1 protein-coding gene is annotated in these 20,350 nt (G+C 73.2%); it reads right to left on the bottom strand.

Features of this window, described 5'->3' with window-relative positions; translation table 11 throughout:
• Positions 1-24: 24 nt before the first annotated feature.
• A complete protein-coding gene (locus V6D49_RS25660) occupies positions 25-20,268 on the bottom strand; it encodes a type I polyketide synthase (protein ID WP_445330667.1) in 20,244 nt (6,747 codons plus the stop codon).
• Between the last annotated feature and the right edge of the window lie 82 nt (positions 20,269-20,350).

Genomic DNA, 20,350 nt, shown 5'->3' with positions numbered 1-20,350 from the left:
TGCGGCCGGCCGTCGGGCGGGAGTTCACGACAGTCCCAGCTCCTTGTCGATGAAGTCGAAGACGTCGGATGCGGAGGCGTCCTCGAACCGGTCCGCGACGGCGGTCTTGGCGCCTGCCGTGTCCGTCTCGCCCTCGGTCACCCGGGCCAGCAGGGCGCGCAGCCGGTCGGCGACGACGGGGCTGTCGGCCCCGGCCGTGGTGAGCCGACCGACGGCCGCTTCCAGGCGGTCCAGTCCAGCCAGCACGTCGGCCGTGTCCGCCTCCGCCGGGTCGGTGGACCCGGCCAGTGAGGTCCACAGGTGCGCGGCGAGTGCCGCCGGCGTGGGGTATTCGAAGACCAGGGCGGCGGGCAGCCGCAGTGCGGTCGCCTTGGTGAGCCGGTTGCGCAGTTCCACCGCGGTGAGCGAGTCGAAGCCGAGCTTGGTGAAGGCGTGGTCGGTGGCGACGGCGTCCGGTCCCTCGTAGCCGAGGACGGCGGCGGCCTGCGCTCGGACCAGGTCGAGGACGGTCCGCCGCTGCTCCGGCTCCGGGAGCCGGGCCAGGTCGGCGGCCAGGTCGCGGGGGGCCGCCGCGCCGGCCCGCATGCGTTCGGCGGGGGCGCGGACCAGCCCGCGCAGCAGGGCGGGCACCGGCTGCCCCTTCGCCTCCTCGCGGAGCCGTGCGAGGTCGAGGGCGACGGGCACCAGATGGGCGTGCGGCAGGGTGCGGGCGGTGTCGTACAGCGCCATGCCCGCTTCCGCGCCGATCACACCGGCGGTCGCCGCCCGGTCGCGTTGGCGGCGGCCGAGGCTGCCCGCCATGCCGTCCTCGGTGTCCCACAGACCCCAGGCCAGGGACTGGCCGGCGAGTCCGCGGACCCGGCGGCGGTGGGCGAGGGCGTCGAGGACGGCGTTGGCGGCGGAGTAGCTCGCCTGCCCGGCGGACCCGAACGTCGCGGCGGCCGAGGAGAACAGGACGAAGAACGCCAGATCCTGCTGGGAGGTCAGTTCGTCCAGGAACAGGGCCGCGTCCGCCTTGGGGGCGAGGACCCGGTCGGCCCGCTCGGGGGTGAGCGCCTCGAGCACCCCGTCGTCCAGAATCCCGGCGGCGTGGACGACTCCGGTGAGCGGCCGGTCCAGGCCGGCCAGCAGGGCGGTGAGCGCCCCGCGGTCGGCGATGTCGCAGGCCTCGATCCGCACGGCGGCCCCGGCGTCGGCGAGTTCGGCGGCGAGCCGGTCCGCGCCGGGGGCGGCCGGGCCGCTGCGGCTCACCAGCACCAGGTGCCGTACGCCCTGCTCGGCGACGAGGTGACGGGCGAGCAGGGCCGCCAGCGCTCCGGTGCCGCCGGTGATGAGGACCGTGCCCTCCGGGTCGGGGGCGGCGGGCAGGGTGAGGACGTTCTTGCCGACGTGCCGACCGCGTCCCATGAACCGGAACGCCTCGGCGGCGTCGCGCAGGTCCCAGGCGGTGAGCGGCAGGAGTTCCAGGACGCCCTGCTCGAACAGGCCGATGATCTCGGTGAAGATCTCCGCGATCCGGCCCCGGTCGGTGCTCATGAGGTCGAACACCTCGTAGTGGGTGCCGGGGTGGTCGGCGGTGACCCGCGCGCCGTCGCGGATGTCCGTCTTGCCCATCTCGACGAACCGGCCGCCGGGCGCGAGCAGTCGCAGCGAGGCGTCGATGAAGGGGCCCTCCAGCGAGTTCAGCACGACGTCCACGCCGCGCCCGTCGGTGGCTTCGCGCACCCGGTCCTCGAAGTCCGTGCTCCGTGAGGAGGAGAGCCGCTCTTCGGGCAGGCCGGTGACCCGCCACTTGCCCGGGGAGGCGGTGCCGTGGATCTGCAGGCCGAGGTGGCGGGCGAGCTGTACGGCGGCCATGCCGACGCCGCCCGCCGCCGCGTGGACGAGGACGGTCTCGCCCGCGGTGACGCCGGCGACGTCCACGAGGCCGTAGTAGGCCGTGAGGAACGGTGTGGGTACGGAGGCCGCCTCGGCGAAGTTCCACTCCGGCCGCATCCTGGCCAGCACCCGCCGGTCGGTGACCGCGGTCGGGCCGAAGGCCCCGGCGAAGAGGCCGAAGACACGGTCGCCGGGGGCGAGGTCGGTGACCTCGGCGCCCGTCTCCAGGACCACGCCGGCGCCCTCGGTTCCCATGCCGCGCTGGCCGGGGACCATGCCGAGGGCCATCGCCACGTCGCGGAAGTTGACGCCCGCGGCGCGCATCGCGACCCGGACCTGGGTGGGGCCGAGGTCGGCGAGGGCCTCGGGGGCGGGCACGAACGCCAGGTTCTCCAGGGTTCCTTCGCCGGTGGTGTCCAGCCGGGTGCCGGGCATCGGCTCTCCGGCGGGGGCCGGGGAGGCGCCGCGGGCCAGCCGGGGCGCGAGCAGTGCGCCCGCGCGGATGGCGAGCTGTGGCTCCGGGGAGCCGAGGGCGGCGGGCAGGGCGGCGGCCGAGTCGGGGTGGCCGTCGGCGTCGATGAGGGCGAAGTGGTCGGGGTGTTCGCTCCGCGCCGAGCGCAGCAGGCCGTGCACGGCGGCGCCCGCGAGGTCGGGGACACCTTCGCCCGCGCCGACGGCGACCGCGCGCGAGGTCAGCACGGTGAGCCGGGAGCCGGCGAAGCGGGCGTCGGCCAGCCAGGTATGTGTCGCGTGCAGCGCCTCGTGGACGGCGGCATGCAGGGCGGTCGCGGAGCCGGCCGCGTCCACGGCTTCCGCTTCGCCGGCCCGGGAGCCGCACCACAGGACGGCCTCCGGCAGCGGCTCGCCCGCGTCGAGCGCGGCGCCGAGCGCGTCCAGGTCGTCGTAGCGGGTCGCCGCGAGCGACGCGAGGGCGGTGGGCGGCGAGCCGACGAGGACCAGCGGGAGGACCGTTCCCTCGGTGACGGGAGCCCAGTCCACGCGGTGGAGCACGTCGAGGTCGGCGGCACGGGCGGCCCGGCGCAGCGCGTCGGGGCCGACCTGCCGCAGGGTGAGGGAGGCGACTTCGGCGACGGGTGTCCCGGCGGCGTCGGTGGCCTGGAGTGCGAGGGTGTCCCGGCCGACCGGGGAGAGCCGCACCCGCAGGGTGGCGGCTCCCGTCGCGTGCAGCCGGACGCCTTCCCAGGCGAACGGGAGCAGCCCGGTCCCCGCGAGCAGTCCGCCCACTCCGGCCGCGTGCAGGGCGGCGTCGAAGAGCGCGGGGTGCAGTCCGAAGCGTTCGGCGTCGGCGCGTGCCCCGTCGGGGAGCGCGACCTCCGCGTACAGGTCGTCGCCGGAGCGCCAAAGTGCCTTCAGCCCCTGGAAGACCGGGCCGTAGGTGTAGCCGGCGGTGGCGAGTGCCTCGTAGCAACCTTCGACGGGGACCGGTACGGCTCCGGCGGGCGGCCACGGGGACCGGGAGGCGGGCTCGGGGGTCCCTTCCGCGCTGCCCGGGCCGGCGAGGAAGCCGGTGGCGTGGGTGGTCCATTCCCGACCCGCATCGCCGGGGGCGTCCGCGGTCTCGGGGCGGGCGGAGACGGTGACGGGCCGACGGCCGTCCCCGGCGGCCTCCCCGACGAGCATCTGGAGCGTCACGGCCGCGCCCGCCGGTACGACCAGGGGGGCCTGGAGGGTGAGCTCGTCCAGGCCGTCGAGGCCCGCGTGCAGGGCGAGTTCCACGAACGCGGTGCCGGGCAGCAGCACCGTGTCCTCGATGGTGTGCTCGGCGATCCAGGGGTGGGTGGCCGCCGACAGCCGGCCCGTCCACAGCGTGCCGCCGCCGGCCAGCGGAGCCGCCGCGCCGAGCAGCGGGTGCCGTACGCCGGACAGGCCGGCGGCGGTGACGTCGGCGGCCGGGCGGACGTCCGGCCAGTAACGGCGTTGCTGGAAGGGGTAGGTGGGCAGGTCGAGGACGCGCCGGCCGGCGGGGCCGCCGAGCAGACCGGGCCAGTCGACGCCGACACCCGCGCAGTGGGCCTCGGCCAGCGCGAGCGCCCAGCGGCGGACGTCGTCCTCGCCGCGGCGCAGCGTGGTGAGGACCGCGCCCGGGGTGCCGGTGTCGTCGAGGATGTCGGTGACGGCGGGGGTGAGCACCGGGTGGGGGCTGATCTCCAGAAAGGCGGTGTGCCCGTCGGCCACGGCGGCACGGACGGCCTTGTCGAGCCGTACGGTGTGGCGGAGGTTGCGGTACCAGTAGTCGCGGTCCAGTTCCGCGGTGTCCAGCGCGGCCCCGGTGACCGTCGAGTAGATCGGTACGTCGCCGGCGGCGCGGGGGGTCTCGGGCAGCGCCTCGAAGACCGGGCGGAGCGGCTCGACCAGCACGGTGTGCGAGGCGTAGTCGACTTCGATGCGGCGGCTGCGCACCCCGCGCCGTTCGCACTCGGCGGTCAGTTCGGCGAGTGCGGCGCTCTCACCGCCGACCACGGTGACCCGCGGGCCGTTGAGCGCGGCGATCCACAGCGGTCCGGTGAGTGTGGCGAGCAGTTCCGCGGCGTCGGCTTCGGGCAGCGGGAGGGACACCATACCGCTGCGGCCCGACAGCTGGTCGGCGATGGCCCGGCTGCGGGCGGCGACGATGCGCGCGGCGTCCTCCAGTTCCATGGAGCCGGAGACGACGGCGGCGGCCAGTTCGCCCTGGGAGGCGCCGATCACGGCAGCGGGCTCGACGCCCGAGGCGCGCCACAGCTCGGCCAGCGACACCATGACCGCCCACAGCAGCGGCTGGACGACATAGGCACGGTCCGTGCCGACGTGCGCCGGGTCCTCGCCGCGGATCACCGCGATGGGCGAGAAGTCGAGATACGGGGCGAGGGCGCGCTCGCACTCCTCGAAGCGTGCCCGGAACACCGGCTCGGTGTCGATCAGCCGGGCGGCCATGCCGCTCCACTGGCCGCCCTGCCCCGGGAAGACGAAGACGGGCGCGCCGGTCTGACGGGCCGTGCCACGGCGCAGGTCCGGCGACTCGCCGTCGGCGGCGAGGGCGGCGAGCCCTTCGGCGCTGAGGACGACGGCACGCTCGGTCAGGGTGGCGCGGGCCGTGGCCAGCGTCCAGGCCACGTCGAGCGGATCGTCCGACGCCCGGGCGACCGGCCCGGAGGCGGCGAGCCGGCGGGCCTGGTCGCGCAGGCCGTCGGGGGTGTCGGCGGAGAGCAGCCACGGCACCGGACGGGCGGGGGGCGTCGCCCCGGCGGGCCCGGTCACGACGGCCCCGGCACGGACGACGGGCGCGGTCCCGGCGGGTTCGCGTACGGGCGGCTCTTCGGCGGGCGCCTGCTCCAGGATCACGTGGGCGTTGGTGCCGCTCATGCCGAACGACGAGACGCCCACGCGGCGCGGCCCGGACTTCTCGGGCCAGGCCCGCTCCTCGGAGAGCAGCCGGACGTTTCCGGCCGTCCAGTCGACCTCGGTGGTGGGCCGGTCGGCGAAGAGCGTGCGGGGCATGCGGCCGGCCCGCATCGCCATGGCTCCCTTGATGACGCCCGCGATCCCGGAAGCCGCCTGGGTGTGACCGATGTTGGACTTGACGGAGCCGAGCCAGAGCGGCACCTCGTCCGCCCGGTCCTGCCCGTAGGTGGCCAGCAGTGCCTGGGCTTCGATCGGGTCGCCGAGCTTCGTGCCGGTGCCGTGCGCCTCGACCATGTCGACGTCGGACGGGGTCAGCCCGGCGTCGGCGAGGGCGGCACGGATGACGCGCTGCTGGGCGGGGCCGTTGGGGGCGGTGAGGCCGTTGGAGGCGCCGTCCTGGTTGACGGCGGAGCCGCGGACGACCGCGAGGACGCGGCGGCCGTTGCGGCGGGCGTCCGAGAGGCGCTCGAGGAGCAGGACGCCGACGCCCTCGCCCCAGCCCGTGCCGTCCGCCTCGTCGGAGAACGCCTTGCAGCGGCCGTCGGCCGCCATCGCGTCCTGCTTGCCGAACTCGGCGAAGACCCCCGGCGTGGACATGGTGACCACACCGCCGGCCAGGGCCAGGGAGCATTCGCCGCGGCGCAGAGCCTGCCCCGCGAGGTGCAGGGCGACCAGACCGGACGAGCAGGCGGTATCGACGGTGACGGCCGGGCCCTCCAGGCCGAAGGTGTAGGAGATCCGGCCGGAGAGCACGCTGGCGGAGCCGCCGGTGGCCAGGTAGCCCTCGCCGTCCTCCGGGGTCTCGCCGGGCAGGGAGGTGTAGTCGTGGTTGTTGGCGCCCGCGAAGACCCCCGTGCGGGACCCGCGCAGGGAGAGCGGGTCGACACCGGCCCGCTCGAAGACCTCCCAGGCCGTCTCCAGCAGCAGCCGCTGCTGCGGGTCCATCATCACGGCCTCGCGCGGCGAGATGTTGAACAGGCCGGCGTCGAAGGAGGCGATGTCGGCGAGGAATCCGCCCTGGAGGGGACGGGGTCCGCCGTCGCCGTCGGCCGGCCGTTGGGGCCAGCCGCGCTCGGCGGGGCAGTCGCCGACCGCGTCGACACCTCCGGCGACGAGGCCCCACAGGTCCTCGGGGGACTGGACGCCACCGGGGAAGCGGCAGCTCATGCCGACGACGGCCAGCGGCTCGTCGTGGGAGCCGGCGGCGGCCGGGACGACCGCGGCCTCCAGGGCTCCCTCCTCCTCGTTCCCGGCCGGTGCCGGGAGGTCCGCGGCGAGCAGACCGACGAGATGAGTGGTGAGGTCCTGGGCGGTGGGGTGATCGAAGACCAGGGTCGAGGGCAGGTCGAGGCCGGTGGCCTCGCTCAGCCGTGCTCGCAGTTCCACCGCCATCAGCGAGTCGAAGCCGAGGTCGGAGAAGGCCCGCAGCGGTGCGACGCCGTCGCTGCCGCGGTGGCCCAGGGTGGCGGCCGCCTCGTCGCGAACCAGTGCCAGCAGGACTCGCTCCCGTTGCTGCGTGCCGAGTTCAGCGATGCGGCGGCGGAGCGGGACGCCCTGGGCGGAGGCCGTCGCCCCGGCGTCGGGCCTGGCGGCCTCGGGGAGCGCGGCGAACAACGGCGCCGGGCGGACGGCGGTGAAGCTGGTGGCGAACCGGTCCCAGTCGACGTCGGCGAAGGTGAGGCAGCCGAGGTCCTGGGAGACCGCCTGCTCCAGCGCGGTCACGGAGAGCGCGGGGTCGAGCGGGAGGAGGCCGCGGCGGCGCAGGTGCTCCTCCGCCTCGCCGTCGACGAGCATGCCGGCTTCGGCCCACGGTCCCCAGGCCACCGAGGTCGCCGCCAGGCCACGGGCCCGACGCGCCTCCGCCAGCGCGTCGAGATGCGCGTTGGCCGCCGCATACGCGGACTGACCCCCACTGCCCCACACACCCGCGATCGAGGAGAACAGAACGAACATCTCAGCATCGGGCACCAGTTCGTCCAGATACCCGGCACCCAACGTCTTCGCCCGCAACACCTCCGCGAACTCCTCCGGACCCACACCCACCAACGGAACCGTGTCCACCACACCCGCCGCATGGAACACACCCGTCACCGGATGCTCCGCCAGCAACGCCGCCAGCGCCCCACGATCAGCCACATCACAGGCCACCACCCTCGCCACCGCACCCAGCCCAGCCAACTCGGCGACCAACTCGCCAGCCCCGGCCGCCTCCATCCCCCGCCGACTCGTCAACACCAGATCCCTCACCCCACGCACAGCCAGACGACGCGCCACAGCCGCACCCAGCGCCCCCGTCCCACCCGTCACCAGCACCGCACCCGACGACGAGAACTCACCCGGAACACCGGACCCCGCCTCCACCCGCACCAAACGACGCCCGAACACACCCGACGCCCGCACCGCGACCTGATCCTCCGCACCCGACAGCACCCGCACCAAACGCGCACCCGCACGCTCGTCAAGCACCGCCGGCACATCCACCAGACCACCCCAACGCTGCGGAAACTCCAACGCCGCAACCCGACCCATCCCCCACACCTGAGCCTGCTCCGCGACCACCACACCATCAGCACGCCCCGTCGAGACCGCACCCGACGTCACACACCACAACGGCACATCGACCTCCGCGTCACCCAACGCCTGCACCAACGCCAGCGACCACGCGACCGACACCGGCAAACCCTCCGGCACACCCACCACACCCACCCGCGAATCCAACGCCGCCAAAGACAACACCCCAGCGACACCACCCCCCAAAGCGTCCTCCTCCGTCAACCGGCCAGCCAACTCCCACCGATCAAGCTCACCATCGTCGAGAACCACCACGAACGGATCCGCACCACCACCCGCCAAAGCCGATACACACGCCTCCACCCACTCCGCGGACACACCCTCCGTCGCCACCACCAGCCAACGCCCCGAAGCACTCACCCCCGCGTCGCCCACCACACTCCACGACACCCGATAACGCATGCCGTCAGCCCGCGAACGCTCCACCCGCGCACGCCGCCAACCCGCCAAAGCCGGCAACACCGCCTCCGCCTCACCAGCCCCCACCCGCAACACATCCGCCAACGCCCCACTGTCACCAGCCTCCACCACCGACCAAAACGCCTCATCCTCCGCACCCGCCACCACACCCTCCACAACCGCCGCCCCCAACCAGAACCGCTCACGCTGGAAGGCATACGTCGGCAACCCCACACCCGGCCCCGACACAACCCGACCCCACTCGACCGTGATGCCACGGGTGTGCAGGCGTGCGAGGGCGGCGAGGAGGGTGCCGGCCTCGGGGCGGTCCGGGCGCAGTGCGGGTACGGCGACGAGGGTGTCGGCCTGCTCCGCGGCGACGGCGCAGAGCACACCGGCGGGACCCAGCTCCAATGCCGTGCGCACACCGCTGAGGGAAGAGATCGCGTCGGCGAAGCGGACCGGCTCGCGGATCTGCCCCACCCAGTACGCCGGCGTGGCCATGTCGCCCGGAGCCGTGGCCACCACGGGGATCGTCGGGGGGTGGTAGGTCAGCGACTCCGCGACCGCCGCGAACTCCGCCAGCATCGGCTCCATGCGGTGTGAGTGGAAGGCGTGGGAGACCGTCAGCCGCTTCACCCGGACGTTCTGGGCGCGCAGCCGTTCTTCCAGGGCGTCGACCGCGTCCGCGTCGCCGGAGACCGTCACCGACGTAGGCCCGTTGACCGCCGCCAGAGCCACACCCTCCGGCAGGTCCAGGCCGTCCTCGGCCGCCTCCACCGCCAGCATCGCACCGCCCCGCGGCAGCGCCTCCATCAACCGGCCACGCGCCGACACCAAACGACACGCGTCATCCAGCGACAGCACACCCGCCACATGCGCGGCCGCCAGCTCGCCTATCGAATGACCCACCAGTACATCCGGAGCCACACCCCAGGACTCCACCAACCGGAACAGCGCCACCTCGACCGCGAACAGCGCGGGCTGCGTGTAGACCGTGCGGTCCAGCGCCTCACCGTCCCCGAACACCACCTCGTGCAGCGGCCGGTCGAGATCCACCCGCGCACACACCGCGTCGAACGCGTCGGCGAACACCGGGAACGCCTCGTACAACCCACGCCCCATCCCGACCCGCTGCGCACCCTGACCCGAGAACAGCAAAGCCAGCCCGCCGTGCACGACCTCGTCGCGCACCACCGACGGCACGGACCGGTCCTCGGCCAGCGCGTGCAGCCCTGCCAGGAGTTCCTCCCGGTCCTCACCGAGAACGACCGCCCGGTGCTCCAGCGCCGCACGCCCCGTCGCCAGCGTGTACGCCACCGCCGAGGAAGCCACATCCGGACGCTCCCTGAGGAACGTCTCCAGCCGACCCGCCTGAGCAACCAGCGCACCCCGCGACCGCGCCGACACCACCCACGGCCCCACAACACCCGCACCGGCACCGGCACCGGCACCGGCACCGGCACCCACAACAGGGGACACCTCGGCAGCCTCGGCCTGCTCCAGAATCACGTGCGCGTTCGTCCCACTCACACCGAACGACGACACACCCGCCCGACGCGGACGACCCACCTCCGGCCACTGGCGCGCCTCCGCCAACAACTCCACCGCTCCGGCAGACCAGTCCACATGCGGCGTCGGCGCGTCCACATGCAGCGTCCGCGGCAGCACACCCCGACGCAGCGCCTCCACCATCTTGATCACACCCGCGACACCCGAAGCCGCCTGCGTATGACCGATGTTCGACTTCACCGACCCCAGATAGAGCGGCTCGTCCCGGTCCTGCCCGTACGTCGCCAGCAACGCCTGCGCCTCGATCGGGTCACCCAGGGTCGTCCCCGTTCCATGCGCCTCCACCGCATCCACATCCGACGCCCCCAGACCCGCAGCGGCCAACGCCGCCCGCACCACACGCTGCTGCGCCGGACCGTTCGGCGCCGTCAAACCATTCGACGCACCATCCTGGTTCACCGCCGAACCACGAAGCACCCCGAGCACCTCATGCCCGTTACGCCGCGCATCCGACAACCGCTCCAAAAGCAGCAGACCCACACCCTCGCCCCAGCCCGTACCATCCGCACCAGCCGCGAACGCCTTGCACCGACCATCGGACGCAAGACCGTCCTGGCGATCGAACTCCGCGAAGATATCGGGACCGACGATCACGGTGACACCGCCCGCGAGGGCCATCTCACACTCCCCGGTGCGCAGCGACTGCGCCGCCAGGTGCAGCGCGACCAGCGACGACGAGCACGCCGTGTCGACGGTGACCGCCGGCCCCTCCAGACCGAACGAGTACGCGACCCGGCCGGACAGCACGCTGCCGGCCATACCGGTCATCAGGTGGCCGTCCGCGCCCTCGGTACGCCCGCCGGTGCCGTAGCCGGAGGTCGAGGCGCCGACGAAGACGCCGGTCGACGTCCCCTGGAGCGTGCGCGGGTTCATGCCCGCCCGCTCCAGCGCCTCCCACGCCGTCTCCAGCAGCAGGCGCTGCTGCGGATCCATCGCCATCGCCTCACGCGGCGAGATGCCGAACAGCCCCGCGTCGAACTCAGTGGCGTCGTGCACAAAGCCGCCCTCGGTGGCGAAGGCTCCCGTCTCCTGGAGGGCCGCGAGGTCCCAGTCCCGGTCGGCGGGGAAGGCGGAGATGCCGTCGGCCCCCGCGGCGACCAGGTCCCACAGGTCGTCGGGCGACCCGACTCCGCCGGGGTAGCGGCAGGCCATGGAGACGATCGCGATCGGCTCGTCCGGGTCGGCGGCGGCACGGGGGGCGGGGGACGCGGAGGCGTCGCCGGGTGTGGAGGAGGGCAGCAGGTCGGCGAGGTGGGCGGCGAGCGCCTGGGCGGTGGGGTGGTCGAAGACGAGTGTGGCGGACAGCGAGAGGCCAGTTTCGGCCATCAGTCGGTCACGAAGGTCGACGGCGGTGAGCGAGTCGAAGCCGAGCGAGGAGAAGGACAGTTCGACGGGGACGCTGTCCGCACTCGCATGACCCAGGACCGCGGCGGCACCGGTTCTGACGGCGTCCAGCAGGACGGCCCGGCGCTCGGCGGGCCCCTTTCCGGCGAGCGCTGCCATGAGGGGTGCCGCGTCGGAGTCCGCCCCGGACGCCGGGGCGGACGGAGCCGCTGCTTCGGGAACGTCGTCGAAGAGGGTGGTGGCGCGGCCCGACCCGAAGGCCGGGGCGAAGCGCCCCCAGTCGGCGTCGGCGGCGACGATGCAGCCCAGGTCGCGTGCGACCGCGTCCTCAAGGATGGTCACTCCGAGCTCGGGCGGCAGCGGCGTCAGGCCGCGGCGGCGCAGGTAGTCCTCCGCGTTCTCCTCGACGAGCATGCCGGCTTCGGCCCACGGTCCCCAGGCCACCGAGGTCGCCGCCAGGCCACGGGCCCGACGCGCCTCCGCCAGCGCGTCGAGATGCGCGTTGGCCGCCGCATACGCGGACTGACCCCCACTGCCCCACACACCCGCGATCGAGGAGAACAGAACGAACATCTCAGCATCGGGCACCAGTTCGTCCAGATACCCGGCACCCAACGTCTTCGCCCGCAACACCTCCGCGAACTCCTCCGGACCCACACCCACCAACGGAACCGTGTCCACCACACCCGCCGCATGGAACACACCCGTCACCGGATGCTCCGCCAGCAACGCCGCCAGCGCCCCACGATCAGCCACATCACAGGCCACCACCCTCGCCACCGCACCCAGCCCAGCCAACTCGGCGACCAACTCGCCAGCCCCGGCCGCCTCCATCCCCCGCCGACTCGTCAACACCAGATCCCTCACCCCACGCACAGCCAGACGACGCGCCACAGCCGCACCCAGCGCCCCCGTCCCACCCGTCACCAGCACCGCACCCGACGACGAGAACTCACCCGGAACACCGGACCCCGCCTCCACCCGCACCAAACGACGCCCGAACACACCCGACGCCCGCACCGCGACCTGATCCTCCGCACCCGACAGCACCCGCACCAAACGCGCACCCGCACGCTCGTCAAGCACCGCCGGCACATCCACCAGACCACCCCAACGCTGCGGAAACTCCAACGCCGCAACCCGACCCATCCCCCACACCTGAGCCTGCTCCGCGACCACCACACCATCAGCACGCCCCGTCGAGACCGCACCCGACGTCACACACCACAACGGCACATCGACCTCCGCGTCACCCAACGCCTGCACCAACGCCAGCGACCACGCGACCGACACCGGCAAACCCTCCGGCACACCCACCACACCCACCCGCGAATCCAACGCCGCCAAAGACAACACCCCAGCGACACCACCCCCCAAAGCGTCCTCCTCCGTCAACCGGCCAGCCAACTCCCACCGATCAAGCTCACCATCGTCGAGAACCACCACGAACGGATCCGCACCACCACCCGCCAAAGCCGATACACACGCCTCCACCCACTCCGCGGACACACCCTCCGTCGCCACCACCAGCCAACGCCCCGAAGCACTCACCCCCGCGTCGCCCACCACACTCCACGACACCCGATAACGCATGCCGTCAGCCCGCGAACGCTCCACCCGCGCACGCCGCCAACCCGCCAAAGCCGGCAACACCGCCTCCGCCTCACCAGCCCCCACCCGCAACACATCCGCCAACGCCCCACTGTCACCAGCCTCCACCACCGACCAAAACGCCTCATCCTCCGCACCCGCCACCACACCCTCCACAACCGCCGCCCCCAACCAGAACCGCTCACGCTGGAAGGCATACGTCGGCAACCCCACACCCGGCCCCGACACAACCCGACCCCAGTCCACGGCCGCACCCTGGACGTGCAGGACGGCCAGGGCCCGCAGGAAGGCGTTCGTCTCCTCGGCTCCCGCACGCAGGGCCGGGACGGCGGTCACGTCCTCGGCGATGTGCGGGACGAGCGGGCACAGGACCCCGGCGGGGCCGACTTCGAGGAGGACGCGGACACCGTCGAGGGAGGCGATGGCGTCGGCGAAGCGGACCGGCTCGCGGATCTGCCCCACCCAGTAGGCGGGCGTGGCCATGTCGCCCGGAGCCGTGGCCACGAGGGGGATCGTCGGGGGGTGGTAGGTCAGCGACTCCGCGACGGCCGCGAACTCCGCCAGCATCGGCTCCATCAGATGCGAGTGGAACGCGTGCGAGACCACCAGCCGCTTCACCCGCACACCCTCGGAACGCAGCCGCTCCTCCAGCGCCTCGACCGCGTCCGCGTCACCGGAGACCGTCACCGACGTCGGCCCGTTGACCGCCGCGAGATCCACGCCCTCGGGCAGGTCCAGGCCGTCCTCGGCCGCCTCCACGGCCAGCATCGCACCGCCCTGCGGCAGCGACTCCATCAACCGGCCACGCGCCGACACCAGCGCACACGCGTCATCCAGCGACAGCACACCCGCCACATGCGCAGCCGCCAGCTCGCCTATCGAATGACCCACCAGCACATCCGGCACCACACCCCACGACTCCACCAACCGGAACAGCGCCACCTCGACCGCGAACAGCGCCGGCTGGGTGTACACCGTCCGCGCCAGCAGCTCCGCGTCCTCCCCGAACACCACCTCGTGCAGCGGCCGATCAAGATCCACCCGCGCACACACCGCATCGAAAGCGTCGGCGAACACCGGGAACGCCTCGTACAGCTCACGCCCCATCCCGACCCGCTGCGCACCCTGCCCCGAGAACAGGAAACCGGTACGACCGGTGCGGACCGTGCCGGTGACGACGCGTTGCGAGGTTTCTCCTCCGGCCAGGGCGTGCAGTCCTGCCAGGAGTTCGTCCCGGTCCTCACCGAGAACGACCGCCCGGTGCTCCAGCGCCGCACGCCCCGTCGCCAGCGTGTACGCCACCGCCGAGGAAGCCACATCCGGACGCTCCCTGAGGAACGTCTCCAGCCGACCCGCCTGAGCAACCAGCGCACCCCGCGACCGCGCCGACACCACCCACGGCCCCACAACACCCGCACCGGCACCGGCACCGGCACCCACAACAGGGGACACCTCGGCAACCTCGGCCTGCTCCAGAATCACGTGCGCGTTCGTCCCACTCACACCGAACGACGACACACCCGCCCGACGCGGACGACCCACCTCCGGCCACTGGCGCGCCTCCGCCAACAACTCCACCGCTCCGGCGGACCAGTCCACATGCGGCGTCGGCGCGTCCACGTGCAGCGTCCGCGGCAGCACACCCCGACGCAGCGCCTCCACCATCTTGATCACACCCGCGACACCCGAAGCCGCCTGCGTATGACCAATGTTCGACTTCACCGACCCCAGATAGAGCGGCTCCACACGATCCTGCCCGTACGTCGCCAGCAACGCCTGCGCCTCGATCGGGTCACCCAACCGCGTCCCCGTCCCATGCGCCTCCACCGCATCCACATCCGACGCCCCCAGACCCGCAGCGGCCAACGCCGCCCGCACCACACGCTGCTGCGCCGGACCGTTCGGCGCCGTCAAACCATTAGACGCACCATCCTGGTTCACCGCCGAACCACGAAGCACGCCGAGCACCTCATGCCCGTTACGCCGCGCATCCGACAACCGCTCCAAAAGCAGCAGACCCACACCCTCCCCCCAGCCCGTACCATCCGCACCAGCCGCGAACGCCTTGCACCGACCATCGGACGCAAGACCGTCCTGGCGATCGAACTCCGCGAAGACCCCGGGGGTGCTCATCACCGCGACGCCGCCCACGATCGCCATGGAGCACTCGCCGGTGCGCAGCGACTGCGCCGCCAGGTGCAGCGCGACCAGCGACGACGAGCACGCCGTGTCGACGGTGACCGCCGGCCCCTCCAGACCGAACGAGTACGCGACCCGGCCGGACAGCACGCTCCCGGACATACCGGTCAGGAAGTGCCCCTCGGATCCGGAGTCGGTGGCGCCCACCCCGTATCCGGAGGGTGAAGCGCCGACGAAGACACCGGTCGACGTCCCCTGGAACGTGCGCGGGTTCATGCCCGCCCGCTCCAGCGCCTCCCACGCCGTCTCCAGCAGCAGGCGCTGCTGCGGATCCATCGCCATCGCCTCACGCGGCGAGATGCCGAACAGCCCCGCGTCGAACTCAGTGGCGTCGTGCACAAAGCCGCCCTCGAGGGCGAAGCCGACACTCGCGCCGGGAGCCGCCCGCCAGCCGCGGTCGGTGGGGAAGGCGCCGACCCCGTCGCGGCCTTCGGCGACCAGGTCCCACAGCGACTCGGGGGAGTCCACGCCGCCGGGGTAGCGGCAGGCCATGGAGACGATGGCGAGCGGTTCGTCGGACGCCACGGCCACCGTGACGGCGGCCGCGCGCTCGTCGTCATCGATCAGCGACAACAGGTGGCGTGCGACCGCCGAGGGAGTGGGGTGGTCGAAGACAAGCGTCGCGGGCAGCTGCACGCCGGCGGCGTCGGCCACGCGCTTGCGGACCTGGAGCGCGGTGAGGGAGTCCACGCCCAGGTCCTTGAACGGGCGCTCGGCGTCGACCGGTTCGGGGTAGCCGAGGGCGGCCGCGGTCTCCCGGCGGACCAGGTCGGTGAGGGTACGGGTCCATTCCGACTCGGGCACCCCGGACAGCAGGGTCCGCACGGCGGAGGAGGCGGAGGTCCCCGCACGGGTCTCGCCGCCGTCCGAGGCCGCTGCCAGGGCGTCGACGGCCTCGGGCAGGACGCCCAGCAACGGGCTGGGCCGACTGCTGGTGAAGGCGGGCGTGAAGCGTGCCCAGTCCACGTCCGCGACGGTCACGCACGCGTCGTCGGAGTCGATCGCGCGCTCCAGCGCGGCGACGCACAGGGTTGACGCCATCGGGCGCAGCCCGCGGCGTCGCAGGTATGCGTCGGCGCCGTCCCGCGCGGCCATACCGGCCCCGGCCCAGGAGCCCCAGGAGACGGCGGTCCCGGCCCGTCCGGCGGCCCGGCGGGCGGTGGCGAGGGCGTCGAGGTGGGCGTTGGCCGCGGCGTAGGCGCCCTGCCCGCCGCTGCCCCAGACGCCCGCGATGGAGGAGAACAGCACGAAGAGTTCGGCGTCGGGGAGAAGCGCGTCGAGGTGTTCGGCACCACAGGCCTTGGCCCGGAGTCCCTCAGCCAGCTCGCTCACCGATGTGGCATCCATCAGCAGGACCGGATCGACACCGGCGGCGTGGACGACTCCGGTGACCGGGTGCTCGGCGAGCAGCGCGGCCAGCGCGTCACGGTCGGCGACGTCACAGGCGGCGACGGTGGCCGTCGCCCCGAGCTCGGCGAGTTCGGCGACCAGGTCGGCGGCCCCTGGGGCTTCCTCGCCCCGTCTGCTGGACAGCACCAGCTTCCGGGTGCCCCTGCGCGCGAGCATCCGGGCGGCCTCAGCACCCAGCGCACCGGTGCCGCCCGTGATCAGGACCGCTTCGGGTGCGGCGGCGGGCGGAGCGGTGCCCTCGGCGGGAGTGGAGGGTGCGTGGAGCAGGCGGCGGAGGTAGACGCCTTCGGCCCGCACGGCGACCTGGTCCTCGTCACCGGTGAGCACGGCCGCGAGGCGGGCCAGAGCACGGGGCTCGGGGTCGGTGGGGAGGTCGATCAGCCCGCCCCAGCGGTCGGGGTGTTCGAGCGCGGCGACCCGGCCGAGGCCCCAGACGCGGGCGGCGGCGGGGTCGGTGATCCGGTCGGAGCGGTGCGCGGCGACGGCACCGGTGGTGGCGCACCACAGCGGTGCGGTGATCTCGGCATCGGCCAGGGCCTGGACGACGGTGAGGGTGGCGCCGAGCCCGATGGAGACCGCCGGGTCCTCGGGGTGCGGCCGGCCGTCGTCGGCCAGCAGGGACAGGACGCCGGTGACCGGCGCCCCGGCGGATTCGCGGAGGAGCTGGCTGAGCCCCCACCGGTCGAGCGCGGCGTCGGGCACGGTCAGCTCGGTCGTCTCGGCGCCGGCCGCGCGGAGCGCCCCGGCGCAGCGGGCGGTGTGGTCGGCGTCCACCGCCTCCGTGCGCAGCAGCAGCCAGTGTCCGTCAAGCGCGGTGGCCGGGGTGCGGTCGGCGGGATGCCAGGCGACGCGGTAGCGCCAGGCGTCGACGGTGGAGCGTTCGGCGCGGCTGCGGCGCCACACGGAGAGGGCGGGGAGCACGGTCTCCAGACCGTCGCCGGATTCCAGGTGCAGGGTGCCGGCGACCTGGTCGTAGTCGAGCCGGTCGACGGCGTCCCAGAACTCCGTCTCGTCCGGATCGCCCGCCGCCGCCGCGTCGAGGGCACGGGCGGCCTCGGGGGGTTCCGTCATCCAGTAGTGGGTGTGCTGGAAGGCGTAGGTGGGGAGGTCGACGGGCGGGGTGTCGGGCAGGACGGTGGTCCAGTCGACCGGGACGCCGGCGACGTGCGCTTCGGCCAGAGCCGTCAACCAGCGCGTGGCGTCGCCCTTGCCCCGATGAAGCGTGGCCAGCACCGCGCCGGGACGCCCCGACGCCTCCACCGTCTCCTCAATACCAGGAGTCAGAACAGGATGCGGGCTGCACTCCAGGAACACCGACCGGCCATCGCCCAGCAACGCATCCGTCGCCTCACCGAACCGCACCAACGACCGCAGACTCTCATACCAATACCCGGCATCCATCACCGCCGTATCAATCCGCCCACCCCTCACCGACGAATACAACGGCACCACCGACGACCGCGGCACCACCGGCCCCAGATCAGCCAGGATCCGCTCCCGCAACTCCTCCACCTGCACCGAATGCGACGCATAATCCACCGGAACCCGACGCACCCGCACCCCACGCCCCTCACACACACCCACCAACTCATCCAACGCCCCCACCTCACCCGACACCACCGTCGAACCCGGCCCATTCACCGCCGCAACCGAAACCCGACCACCAAAACCACCCACCAACTCCCCAGCCACCTCAGCACCCACACCCAACGACACCATCCCACCCCGACCCGCCAACACCCGCAACGCACGCGAACGCAAACCCACCACCCGCGCACCATCCACCAACGACAAACCACCAGCCACCACCGCCGCCGCAATCTCACCCTGCGAATGACCCACCACAGCCGACGGCACCACACCAACCGACCGCCACAACCCAGCCAACGACACCATCAACGCCCACAACACCGGCTGAACCACATCAACCCGACCCCACAACACCTCCTCATCACTCTCCAACACCTCCCACAGCGACCAACCATCCGTGAACGGCTCCAACGCCGCCGCACACTCCTCCAACCCCTCCCGAAACACCGCCGACGACGCCGCCAACTCACGACCCATCCCCACCCACTGCGACCCCTGCCCCGGAAACACCAACACCGGAGCACCACCGGAACGCGCCACACCCCGCACCACCTCCGGGTGAGCCACATCCCGCGCCAGCGCCCCCAACGCCCCGGCACGATCCTCCCCCAGCACCACCGCACGGTGCTCCAACACCGCGCGGGAGAGCAGGGAGCGGCCGACGCCCGCCGGGTCGGCATCGGCCATGCCGGTCAGGCGGCCTGCCTGTGCCGCGAGGGCCTCGGCCGTGTGCCCGGACAGCACCCACGGGACGACGGGGAGCACCGGCCGGTCGGCGTCCGGGCAGTCGGCGGCGGGGGTGTCCGCCGCGGCGGTGCCCGTCTCGTCCGCCTCGTCGCCCGTCTCGCCCGTTTCGTTGTCGGGTGCTCCGGCCGTCGCGTCCGGGCCCTCCAGGATGATGTGGGCGTTGGTGCCGCTGATGCTGAAGGAGGAGACGCCCGCCCGGCGGGGCCGCTCCGGGTCGCTGGGCCAGGCCATCGGGTCGGTGAGCAGTCGCACCTGGCCCTGGGACCAGTCGACGTGCGGGGTGGGTGCACTGACGTGGAGGGTGGGCGGCAGTTCCTCGCGGCCGAGGGCGAGCACCATCTTGATGAGACCGGCGACGCCGGAGGCGGCCTGTGCGTGCCCGATGTTCGACTTGACGGAACCCAGCCGCAGCGGGTGGCGGCGCGCGCCCTGGCCGTATGTGGCGAGCAGGGCCTGCGCCTCGATCGGGTCGCCGAGCGTCGTCCCGGTGCCGTGCGCCTCGACGGCGTCGATGTCGGCGGGGTCGAGCCGGGCGTTCTCGAGGGCAGCCAGGATGACCCGCTCCTGAGAGGGGCCGTTGGGGGCGCTGAGCCCGTTCGAAGCGCCGTCCTGGTTGACGGCGGAGCCCCGGATGACGGCGAGGATACGGTCGCCGCGCCGCTTGGCGTCGGAGAGCCGTCTGAGGACGATGGCACCCGAGCCCTCGGCCCACCCGGTGCCGTCGGCGTCCGCGGAGAACGGCTTGCAGCGGCCGTCGGCGGCGAGGCCGCGCTGGCGGCTGAACTCGGTGAAGATGCCGGGGCTGGTCATGACGGTGACGCCGCCGGCGAGGGCGGCGTCGCACTCGCCGGACCGCAGTGCCTGGACGGCGAGGTGGGTCGCCACGAGGGACGACGAACAGGCGGTGTCCACGGTGACGGCGGGGCCTTCGAGGCCAAGGGCGTAGGCGACCCGGCCGGAGACGACGCTGGGGGCGCTGCCGGTCAGCAGGTGCCCTTCGACTCCCTGGGGCAGGGCGCGCAGCCCGGCGCCGTAGGCGGAGGAGGAGGAGCCGACGAAGACGCCGGTGCGGCTGCCGCGCAGGGACAGCGGGTCGACGCCGGCCCGCTCCAGGGCCTCCCAGGAGGTCTCCAGGAACAGCCGCTGCTGCGGGTCCATGGCGAGCGCCTCACGCGGGCTGATGCTGAACAGAGCGGCGTCGAAGTCGCCCGCCTCGTGGACGAATCCGCCCTCACGCACGTAGGTGGTGCCGGCGTTGTCCGGGGCGTCGTCGTAGAGGGCGGTGGTGTCCCAGCCGCGGTTCACGGGGAAGGAGGACATACCGTCCCGGCCCGAGGAGACCATCTCCCAGAGGTCCTCGGGGGATCGCACCTCGCCGGGGTAGCGGCACGCCATGCCGACGACCGCCACGGGCTCGCTGCCCCGCGCCTCGGCGATCCGCAGGCGCCGCCGGGTCTGCCGCAGGTCCGCGGTGAGCCGCCTGAGATAGTCGAGGTACTTCTGGTCGTCGGCCACTCGATGCCACCTTCTCCGGACCCGCCGCAGCCGTTTTCGCGGCGAAATTTCACTGAACTGCCAGGACCGCACGACAGACAGAATTTCGTCTTCGATTTCCCCGGAACCGAAT

This window comes from Streptomyces sp. GSL17-111, from assembly GCF_037911585.1.
GTDB lineage: Bacteria > Actinomycetota > Actinomycetes > Streptomycetales > Streptomycetaceae > Streptomyces.
Note: the sequence above shows the minus strand (reverse complement) of the source record. Positions and strands in the feature narration are given on the sequence as shown.